This window comes from Candidatus Poribacteria bacterium, assembly GCA_021295755.1.
GTDB lineage: Bacteria > Poribacteria > WGA-4E > WGA-4E > PCPOR2b > PCPOR2b.
The window spans coordinates 23,216-32,374 of record JAGWBT010000008.1; the positions used below are offsets into that span (position 1 = coordinate 23,216).

The window sequence follows — 9,159 nt, forward strand, 5'->3', positions numbered from 1 at the left end:
TGGCGTAATCAGCTTTACAAAAACGAAGAATTATTTGTTAAGGGTAAAAACGGAAACACATTCGGCCTTAGGATTAGACAACACAACATCTACTCGTTAAATTTTTCAGCTATTTTGACAGTTTGGGAACCTCTGTCAAATGGAGAGTTTCGACTCCGCCGGTACAACGGATCGAATCACACACACTAACCGAATCGAAAGAGAAGAAATTAGTGGATGTCACATTCACTCTGCGACAGAGCGGTATCAGTTGAGAGGGCAACGTGAAGATAGTTACGCACAATCAACCAACCGATACCATGACCTCAGCGGTGCACTTAAGTGTCTAATCAATGATGCGAATTTTGAGGAACCACCACAACACCAGCAAGAACTATTTTAGGAGGTATGAGTAATGTCCATCAATACCATAGACCAAGACTTTATTGATAAGGTCTCGGCAAAGGTTAGGCTTTTACCCGATGGCAAGGAGCGTTTCCGCGTTTTAACTCCCTTCCAGTTCGATGACGGCGATCAGCTGGTTATCATTTTGAAAAAGGCAGGCGAACAGTGGGTACTCTCTGACGAAGCGCATACCTACATGCACCTCACCTACGATATTGATAAAAGGGACCTGCATAGTGGTACACGCGGAGATATTATCTCTAAGGCCCTTTCGATGTTTGACGTTCAAGATCGCAATGGAGAATTAATCCTTGATATGCCAGAGGAACGTTACGGTGATGCACTTTATGACTTTGCCCAAGCTCTTCTCAAAATAACGGACGTGACATATTTGTCGAGAGAACGGGTTCAATCCACATTTATGGAAGATTTCCGTACATTACTGCATAATAAAGTGGATGAGACTCGCATGATTTTTGATTGGTACTATTTAGCTCGTGATGACCAAAGGAAATACATCGTAGATTGTCGAATTAATGGGATGCCTCAACCCCTTTTCGTGTATGCTCTTCCAAATGACAGTAGGATTCGCGATGCAACGATTGCACTGCACCAGTTCAAGGAGTGGAAACTGTCTTTTAATGCTATGGGTATCGTTGAAGAGGAGAAGAACATAAATTACAAGGTATTGGCACGTTTCCTTGATGTATGCGATCAGTACTTCATAGGCATCAATGAAAGTTATGAACAAATTGGACAATATCTGGAGGCTAAGATTTAACTCTATACAAATTCATACATCAAACAGCTCTTCCTAACCGCTTTTATCTCATCCGCTTCTACTTCACTAATCAGTTCAAATGGTATCTCCCCGCACGAAACCAAAATAAACGGCGTGAATATAAGCTGAATGCACACCAATCCTGCGCGATCCTTACCGTTCATATATCCGCGTTTAATCCTTGTCTTATTGGGGTACATAATGCAATCCTCCATACTTACCAGTTTCTTTGCGCTATTTTCCTAACATAGATAATCTAACCAATAAGCGCATTGAAGAACAACTTGAACGTCCCATGCGTCTGTGCCCGGTGCTGCGGTCTGAATCCGAAAAGGACAACCGAGCCTTCGCCGAATTCCACGGCAATCATGCCAGCCGTACCGGCGATCTGCTCTTCACCGACAAGCCACCCGCTCTGCAAGATGTCTCTCTCAGGATATTGGACGAGAATCTCGCATCTCTCATTGGAAAAAGAGGGTCGAACGCGGAACGTGGGACCGCTCCAGAAGAAGATGAGCCCCTCGTCGGGCATACCGTAGGTGAGCCGATGATTTGTGTCGATATTGGCGTGTAGGGTGGAACCGGGGCAGTAGAAGTCTTTGGCTGATTTGCCTGCGACCACGTTTTGCACAGGTAAATCCAATTTCTCAATAGCGAAGTTGCAGGCTTGGTTGAGCGTAATCAACGTGCCGCCGGCTTGGACGAATTCCTTTATTGCATCAATCCCCTCTTCTCCGATACCGCTTTGATATTCTGACGGGACAGGGTTTTCTCTGAGCCGATCCTCCATTTTGTCGCCAATGGTCATGTCGGCGGAGTCATCAGGCAGTATGAGAACATCAATGTGCTTGTTCAAGTTACCGGCTTTAATCTCTGCATCTCTCAGTGTTTGGTACGGGAATCCATACTGCTCCAAGACCAGACGCGTCCAACCCTCATCCATATTACCGCCCCAGTATCGCTGATACATGCCAATCCGCGCCCGCCGGACTTCACTCTGTTTTGTCTCTAGCTTTCCCTCAAGCGCGTAGAAGGTAACGCCATAATCTTGGGCGATCTCTGTGAGTAGATTTTCAGCCCCAGCGGCAGCCACAAACGCGCCCGCCGGAAATGTTTCGTCCCCGACTGACACCGTCTCGTGCAGGCGGGTAACTTCTACCCCCTGATTGAACAACCAATTGAGGACTTTGAAGCTATCGTTGAGCCTGCCATCGAAGATATAGCCGACCTGTGAGGTGCCAATTACCTCTCCAGTAAGCGGTTCAGGTGCTGTCATCGCCTCAAATCTTCCTTCAATATTCCCCTGTATCGGCACGGCATCAACCCCCATGAACTCTGCCATGGTGTCCGTTGTGGTATCGTAGGGACGCTGTGGTGTGCCATCGGGTTGTCGCGTCCAAGCGTCGTCCGGGTATAGAGTGCGCCCCAGCAGCGTCTTAATGACCCCCATCTTCGGTTGATTAAGGGGAATGCAGTAGGTCCCCGCCGGGTAGCTTGAACCGTTGGCAGTAAAGGCTTGTGCCGCTTTCTGGATGTCTATCCCTTGAACCAGCAATTTATTAACCGTCGCTACGACGGTCAGCGGATCGTGTTGGTCTGGACGGATAAGGTATGCGACGGGTGTGCCGGACGCGCCGATCGCGGTCTGTCGTTTCGCCTTCAGATACGCATTCCGCAGAATTGTATCCTTATTCCGTGCTGCCATGTCAAGCAGTCCCCACGCCGAGATCTTTTGCTGCTCAATGATGTCGCGAACCCGCCACCAACCGCCCTCCCACGGGTGGGGGAAGTTGGTCTGAGGCTTATAGTGAGGAAACGCCCGTAACGTATTACCGCCTTCGTCCAGCAGTTGCTTCCTGTCATCTTCGCCTTTCAGTTGGCTCTTGTGGATGTACATCGGCGTCGCCAACTTGGCGTGTGCCGATTCTGTCAGCATACTGGCGATGTTGTGATAGTTGCCCATCCAGTGAAAACCGAGGTGGCTCCACGCAGGGAACAAGGACGCATTTAGGACGCCAGTCTTACCTGCTTCCTCTAACTTATACGCCATGTGCGCTCCATACCAGCTAATCTCCCGCCAAACCAACGGGTCGCCGTGCGGATGCAGCGGCTCCGAATAGGGACATATCCATAAACGGGCGCCGTAGCAGCCCATCTCATGGTGGTCTTGGTAAGCGTGGGGCTGCCACTCTCTGTACATGATATCTGCCATATATTGGGATTCGACCAAATTAAACATGAATGCGTCGCGGTTGTTGTCGTGCCCTGCATACTTATGATACAGCCACGGCGGTGTCGAGCCTTCGTACTCCGTACCGACATATTTGTTATACCAGTCGGTCACCATGATCTGACCGTCTGGGTTAAAGCAAGGCACCATCAGTGAGATCACATTATCTAGAATGCGCGTTGCTTCTTCATCGGTCCGCGTGATCTGATCGTACGCTAATTCTGAGACCATCTGCGTGCTGCCAATCTCCGTAGCATGAAGCCCCATCGATTGGAGGATAATCGCCTTCCCTTCCCCGATGAGTGAATTTATTACCTCCTCAGATACCCCACGGGGATCTTTGATCTGCGCGTTCACCTCTCGAAAATGCGCTAAGTTCGCCAAATTCTCCGGCGAGGAAATAACCACGAACAAAAACGGGTTCTCCTCTGTGGAAGGTCCCATATCAATCACTTGGACCTTGGCGCTCTGCTCCGCCAATAGGCGGAAGTAATCTACAATCTTGTCCCACCGTGCCATCTTCCGATCACTTCCAAGCTGAAAGCCAAAAAACGCCTCGGGGGAGGTTATCTCATGATTCATAGGTGTCTCCTGTTCAAGAAGCCGCGACGCCTGTTACGCTTTAAGCGATTCCTAGCCTCTCATTAATCTCGCCCTGATACCCTTCCAAAGCACAGTTTTCGATTTCCGCCAATGTCACCGGGCGACCGTGCCAGCCGGACTCGTAGACCGCCATGCAGAGGGCCTCGGACTTCATGCCCTCAATCCCATCGACCTCCGGTTTGCCTCCAGTGGTGATAGCGTCCGCGAAATACTTGAGTTCTATGGCAACTGTATCCTCGATACCGCTTGGAAAGTAATATTCGCGCTCATCGTCGCTGATATGCGCCAGAAATTCTTGGAGCAGAACTTCGTTGCTGATGGTTTCGCCGCCCCGTGGCGTAAGCCCGGCCTCGAAGTCCAAACTGCCTTCGCTGCCGTAAACGGTTCTGCGACTGATACTGTTCCCCGGTCCCGAGCCGACCCATGTCCATTGAGCAGATATCTCTCTCTCAAATTTAATGGCGGAGATCATCGCATCCTCAACGTCAACATCGTAGCCACCCTGCCGCCCCGCCGGGTCGTCATAGCGATAAGGTTCGTAAGCCTTATTGATTGCGTAGACCTCTTCCGCCTCCGCGTCAAGAATAAAACGCATCAGATCTGTGAAATGGACACCGCCATCAAGCACCCAACCGCCGCCAGCATCCATCTTGAAATTACGCCAACTCCATTTCCCCAGACCTTCGCTGACCTCTATCCAGAAAAACATCCGTGGGGCACCAATCCGTCCTTGACGGACCGCCCATCGTCGCGCCCGCTGGACCCGATCCAGACGATAGTTTTCTGCGACGGACAGGATGCATCCATTCTGCTCCGCTGCGTCAAGGATGAGTTTACAGGCACGCATCGTGATACCGAGTGGCTTTTCAATGATGACATGTTTTCCCGCTTCCAGCGCGGTAACAGCAAGGGTGTGATGAGCGCTGTGCAGGGCACAAATGTCCACACAATCGAGATCTGAATGCTTAGAGAGCATTTCTTCAACGTCCGTATAAATCGCCGGCTTTGTGCCCTCTTGAAATGCACATGCTTGAGTTGCCCGTTCGTCTGCGCGGCTAGCATCAATGTCGCACGCAGCAACGATGTCAAAAGACCTGATCCCCTTCGACCAAAGCTCTTGATAGCCCCGCATGTGGGCACCGGACATACCTCCACAACCAATTAACCCCATTTTAAGTTGGTCTGCCATAGTGTGTCCTTTTTTATCTCCGAAGAAATCGTTACTGGGTTTGCTACAATACATGATACGCGATGCGCAATAGGAAACGTTGGTTTCTTACGTATCAGGCATTATGGATTATAGAAACTGTGTGTCACGGACGAATTATTGTCCCGTCTGCCAGTCTCACATTACCCCACGACCAGTTAGAGCGTGCGGGTTCTGTGATTGGGTACTTTGCCGCCAACTCCTCGTCTATATCTATGCCCAAGCCCGGCTTGCCGTTAGCCCACATATATCCATTACGGACTTCAGGCGTTCCGGGGAACACTTCCTTCAGCAGATTGGTCTGATAGGGACCTGCCTCTTGGATGCCGAAGTTCCACACATTCAGGTCTAGCATCAGTTGGGCTGCGTGACCGACAGGAGAGACATCTGTGGGACCGTGCCAAGCGGTGCGGACGTTGAAGGCTTCGCAGAGCGCAGCTAACTTCCGCGCGGGCGTCAATCCACCGATTTGAGAGACGTGGACACGCATGAAGTCGAGTAGTCGGTCCTTGACCATCGGAATAATCTCGTGCGGATTGTTGTACAGTTCGCCCATAGCAATCGGTGTGCTAGTCTGTTCGCGCACTAGTCGGAAGTAGTCGTTGTCCTCCGGTGCGAAAAGATCCTCTAAGAAAAAGAGTCTGAACGGCTCAAGTTCTTTCGCCAAACCGAGTCCCATGATCGGCGGGAGGCGCTCATGGACATCATAAATAACATCAACTTCCCAGCCGAAAGTGGACCGGAAATGCTCAAAGGCGCGCACGATGGTGCGAACCGATTTGGCTGGATCGTAGATGCTGCCGCTCGATTCGGAGACTTTGTTCGTGATGATGGGTTTCTCGCCATGTGGTACATCGTCTGCAAAGAAGCGGTCTGCGCCTCCAAGTTTGAAGTAACGGAAACCGTCTTCGATGAGCGCCCAGACATTTTCTTCATATTCTTTGAGGTCGTTTCCGCCCGGTACGATGTATACGGCGGCAGCCTCCCTCGATTTTCCACCGAATAGGTCGTAAACAGGCATTCCCGCAACTTTGCCTTTGATGTCCCATAACGCTTGGTCTACGCCGCTTATGGCGTTGTTGAGGATAGGTCCGTTCCGCCAGTAAGCAGATACATTGCACGACTGCCATATGTCTTCGATGTCAGCGGGATCCTTACCGATCAAAAACGGACGGAGATAATCATTGACAGCGGTTTCGACGACAAGGGCGCGTTGGGTAAAAGTAGCACAGCCCAGACCATATATTTCCGGCTCATTGGTTTCTATTTTTACCACATTGAGGTTCGCTGTCGGCTGCGTCACAATGATACGAACATCACGAATTTTTAGATTGCTCATGAATTCTCCTTTAATTTATATTGCCTATCACACTTTAAGGACGCCGCAATACGCACAAGCAGAGAACGGCGAGGCCCCGGCGATTATCTCCGTCTCAGGCTCCAAGTAACGTTCGTGGTTGCTAACGCAGTTGGCATTCTCGCATACCTGTTGATCCGATACCATCTTTCTCGTAGGCGGTTGCGTCAGAACCAATTGCTCAAGCCCCAACAAACTTGCGAGCAACGCCATCCGAATAGGTACGGCGTTTGCAGATTGGTCAAAATACGCAGCACGTGCATCCTCATCTAACTCATAAGCTAGTTCATTCACCCGCGGCAGTGGGTGCATGATTATCGCATCAGTTTTCGCGTAATCCATTATGGCTACATCCACAAGGTAGCTTCCTCGGGCATCTTCTGGAGAGATCTCCGGTGGTAGACGTTCTTCCTGGAGGCGATTCACATAGATGACATCAAGCTCACCAATCACGTTATTGAGCTGATTCGTCTCAGCGGGTTCCTGACCATAGAGATGTTTTAAGCGAGTAGAAACCCATTCAGGCATCTGAAATCCGTCGGGCGAGATATGTAGGAGTTTCCCACCGAATCGTGCGACACCGAGTGCAAGTGAATGCGCTGCACGCCCGTATCGCAGGTCGCCACAAATGCCAACCGTCAGTCCTTCTATCCGTCCTTTCCGCTGGAGGATTGTGTACAGGTCTGTGAGTGCTTGCGTCGGATGTCTGTGGCTGCCATCGCCGCCGTTGATCACCGGGACATTGGAATAGCGAGCCATAACGTGGGCCGCGCCCGCCCAGCTGTGGCGCACCACGATTAGGTCTGAGTAGTTGGTCACCATGCGAGCGGTGTCCGCAATCGTCTCGCCTTTTGCAACAGAAGCAGCGTCGGGATCTGCGAAACCGAGGGCACGCCCATCGAGCCGTCCTATCGCACTTTCAAAGGAGAGACGTGTCCGTGTACTCGGTTCATAAAAGAGCGTTGCTAGCAGTTTACCTTTACAGAAACCAGACCATGTCGCAAGCTGCGTCCGCATCTGATCTGCGAGCCGAAAAAGCTGTTCGATTTCAAAATTGGATAAGTCATCAAGCGTGATGAGGTGTCTCATTGGCAATCCTCACTGATGATATGGATAAGAGTTCCTCTATTTGTCCGTTTTTGTTTTCGACTATGGGACTTCAAGACTGCCCACCAATTCTATGATCGAGCGCATCCCATGCTGTTCGAGGTATTCTTGAATGCCGTCAACTACATCCAACGAGGCGCGTGGATTGATGAAATTTGCCGTCCCAACCGCAACGGCAGCAGCTCCCGCTATACAAAACTCAATAGCGTCATCGCCAGTCATGATCCCACCCATGCCGATGATTGGAATTTTGACAGCGTTGTAGACCTGCCAAACCATACGCAATGCGATTGGCTTGATTGCGGGTCCGGAAAGCCCTCCCGTGACGTTGGCGAGTTGGGGACGCCGGGTGTTGATGTCGACAGCCATTCCCAAAGCAGTGTTGATTACGGAAAGTCCATCTGCACCAGCATCCTCTGCAGCGCACGCGATGACGGTGATATCTGTGACATTCGGGGATAGTTTGACCAGTAATGGTAGGGTAGTTTTTGCCCTAACGCCTTTAACGAGTTCTTCGGTCAACTTTGGGTCAACGCCAAAGCTCATCCCGCCACTGTGGAGATTTGGGCACGAGATATTGAGTTCAATTGCCGCAACTCCATCGGCAGCGTCTAGCTTCTCTGTAACCTCCAGATACTCTTCCACCTGTTCACCGCAGATATTCACGATTACGGGCACATCGAAGTCGCTAAGGTAGGGCAATTTCTTATCGATGAACCCGTCCACACCAACGTTTTGCAACCCAATGGCGTTGAGCATCCCCGATGGCGTTTCAAATATTCGCGGCATTGCATTTCCCGTCCACGGCACACTGGTAATACCCTTAACAACGACCGCACCGAGTTTGTTTAGGTCAATGAAATCCACGTACTCGCTGCCGTAGCCAAAAGTACCCGATGCTGTCATAACGGGATTTTTCATCTGGATACCGGCGATATTAATTTCAAGTGAAGGGTAAACGGTACTCATCTTTTTACCCTCACTCCGCATATAACGCATCCGTTTTTGCCGCCATGATGAAGTCGTTCCGATGCAACCCTCGGATTTTGTGCGTCCACCATGTAACAGTCACCCTTCCCCACTCAGTCAAGAGCGCGGGATGATGACCTTCCTCCTCCGCCAGTTCCCCCACACGGTTTGTGAACGCCAAAGCTGGGGCGAAACCATCAAACTGGAAGAGTCGTTCCAACCGCTTAATCTCATCGCGCTCAATCAGCTGCCAATCTGAAACTTGTGGGTGATATTCCGCAATCTCTGCCGCAGTAACCTTCGGTGCGTCCCGCCGACAGGCAATACATTTCATTCCTGTCAAGGTTTCCATGATTAAATCTCCTTTCAAATTCTCTTTACGCGCTACCAGATAACGTCTTCAGCGTTAAACACAGGTCCCTCTGTACAAACTCGTTGATATTCAAATCCACCATCCGGCATCTGTACTTTGCACACGCAACCGAGGCAAACTCCCAACGCACACCCCATCCGATTCTCCA

9 protein-coding genes are annotated in these 9,159 nt (G+C 50.6%); 2 read left to right on the forward strand and 7 right to left on the reverse strand.

Annotated features, from left to right (window positions below; translation table 11 throughout):
• Nucleotides 1-139 precede the first annotated feature (139 nt).
• Both J4G02_02210 and J4G02_02215 read left to right on the forward strand, forming a co-directional pair.
• Complete coding sequence (locus J4G02_02210; GenBank protein ID MCE2393409.1) at nucleotides 140-382, forward strand: hypothetical protein; 243 nt, start codon at nucleotides 140-142, stop codon at nucleotides 380-382.
• A 12-nt stretch (nucleotides 383-394) separates the two neighbouring features.
• Nucleotides 395-1,165: a DUF1828 domain-containing protein gene (locus J4G02_02215; protein ID MCE2393410.1), complete on the forward strand. Its 771-nt coding sequence runs from the start codon at nucleotides 395-397 to the stop codon at nucleotides 1,163-1,165.
• Nucleotides 1,166-1,421: 256 nt separating this feature from the next.
• Here J4G02_02215 and J4G02_02220 read toward each other — a convergent pair whose 3' ends face one another.
• From J4G02_02220 to J4G02_02250, 7 genes are all read right to left on the reverse strand, one after another.
• On the reverse strand, nucleotides 1,422-3,977 hold the full coding sequence (locus J4G02_02220; protein ID MCE2393411.1) for a peptidase M14 family protein: 2,556 nt from the start codon (nucleotides 3,975-3,977) through the stop codon (nucleotides 1,422-1,424).
• A 40-nt stretch (nucleotides 3,978-4,017) separates the two neighbouring features.
• Nucleotides 4,018-5,187, reverse strand: a complete 1,170-nt coding sequence (locus tag J4G02_02225) for a Gfo/Idh/MocA family oxidoreductase (GenBank protein MCE2393412.1) — start codon at nucleotides 5,185-5,187, stop codon at nucleotides 4,018-4,020.
• A gap of 124 nt (nucleotides 5,188-5,311) precedes the next feature.
• Nucleotides 5,312-6,544 carry a starvation-sensing protein RspA gene (locus tag J4G02_02230; GenBank protein ID MCE2393413.1) on the reverse strand — a complete coding sequence of 411 codons (1,233 nt, stop codon included), beginning with the start codon at nucleotides 6,542-6,544 and terminating at the stop codon, nucleotides 5,312-5,314.
• A 27-nt stretch (nucleotides 6,545-6,571) separates the two neighbouring features.
• Nucleotides 6,572-7,651, reverse strand: a complete 1,080-nt coding sequence (pyrB, locus tag J4G02_02235) for an aspartate carbamoyltransferase (protein MCE2393414.1) — start codon at nucleotides 7,649-7,651, stop codon at nucleotides 6,572-6,574.
• Between the two features lie 60 nt (nucleotides 7,652-7,711).
• A complete protein-coding gene (locus J4G02_02240; GenBank protein MCE2393415.1) occupies nucleotides 7,712-8,638 on the reverse strand; it encodes a dihydroorotate dehydrogenase in 927 nt (308 codons plus the stop codon).
• Nucleotides 8,639-8,648: 10 nt separating this feature from the next.
• Nucleotides 8,649-8,990: a 4a-hydroxytetrahydrobiopterin dehydratase gene (locus J4G02_02245; GenBank protein ID MCE2393416.1), complete on the reverse strand. Its 342-nt coding sequence runs from the start codon at nucleotides 8,988-8,990 to the stop codon at nucleotides 8,649-8,651.
• A 32-nt stretch (nucleotides 8,991-9,022) separates the two neighbouring features.
• Nucleotides 9,023-9,159 (reverse strand): dihydroorotate dehydrogenase electron transfer subunit (locus tag J4G02_02250; GenBank protein MCE2393417.1); only part of this gene is annotated, 137 nt, incomplete at its 5' end.

What these genes read in the sequence shown, in the direction of transcription:
- J4G02_02210 (MCE2393409.1), top strand. Translation starts at nt 140, where the DNA reads ATGGAGAGTTTCGACTCCGCCGGTACAACGGATCGAATCACACACACT.
- J4G02_02215 (MCE2393410.1), top strand. Translation starts at nt 395, where the DNA reads ATGTCCATCAATACCATAGACCAAGACTTTATTGATAAGGTCTCGGCA.
- J4G02_02220 (MCE2393411.1), bottom strand. Translation starts at nt 3,977, where the DNA reads ATGAATCATGAGATAACCTCCCCCGAGGCGTTTTTTGGCTTTCAGCTT.
- J4G02_02225 (MCE2393412.1), bottom strand. Translation starts at nt 5,187, where the DNA reads ATGGCAGACCAACTTAAAATGGGGTTAATTGGTTGTGGAGGTATGTCC.
- J4G02_02230 (MCE2393413.1), bottom strand. Translation starts at nt 6,544, where the DNA reads ATGAGCAATCTAAAAATTCGTGATGTTCGTATCATTGTGACGCAGCCG.
- pyrB (MCE2393414.1), bottom strand. Translation starts at nt 7,651, where the DNA reads ATGAGACACCTCATCACGCTTGATGACTTATCCAATTTTGAAATCGAA.
- J4G02_02240 (MCE2393415.1), bottom strand. Translation starts at nt 8,638, where the DNA reads ATGAGTACCGTTTACCCTTCACTTGAAATTAATATCGCCGGTATCCAG.
- J4G02_02245 (MCE2393416.1), bottom strand. Translation starts at nt 8,990, where the DNA reads ATGGAAACCTTGACAGGAATGAAATGTATTGCCTGTCGGCGGGACGCA.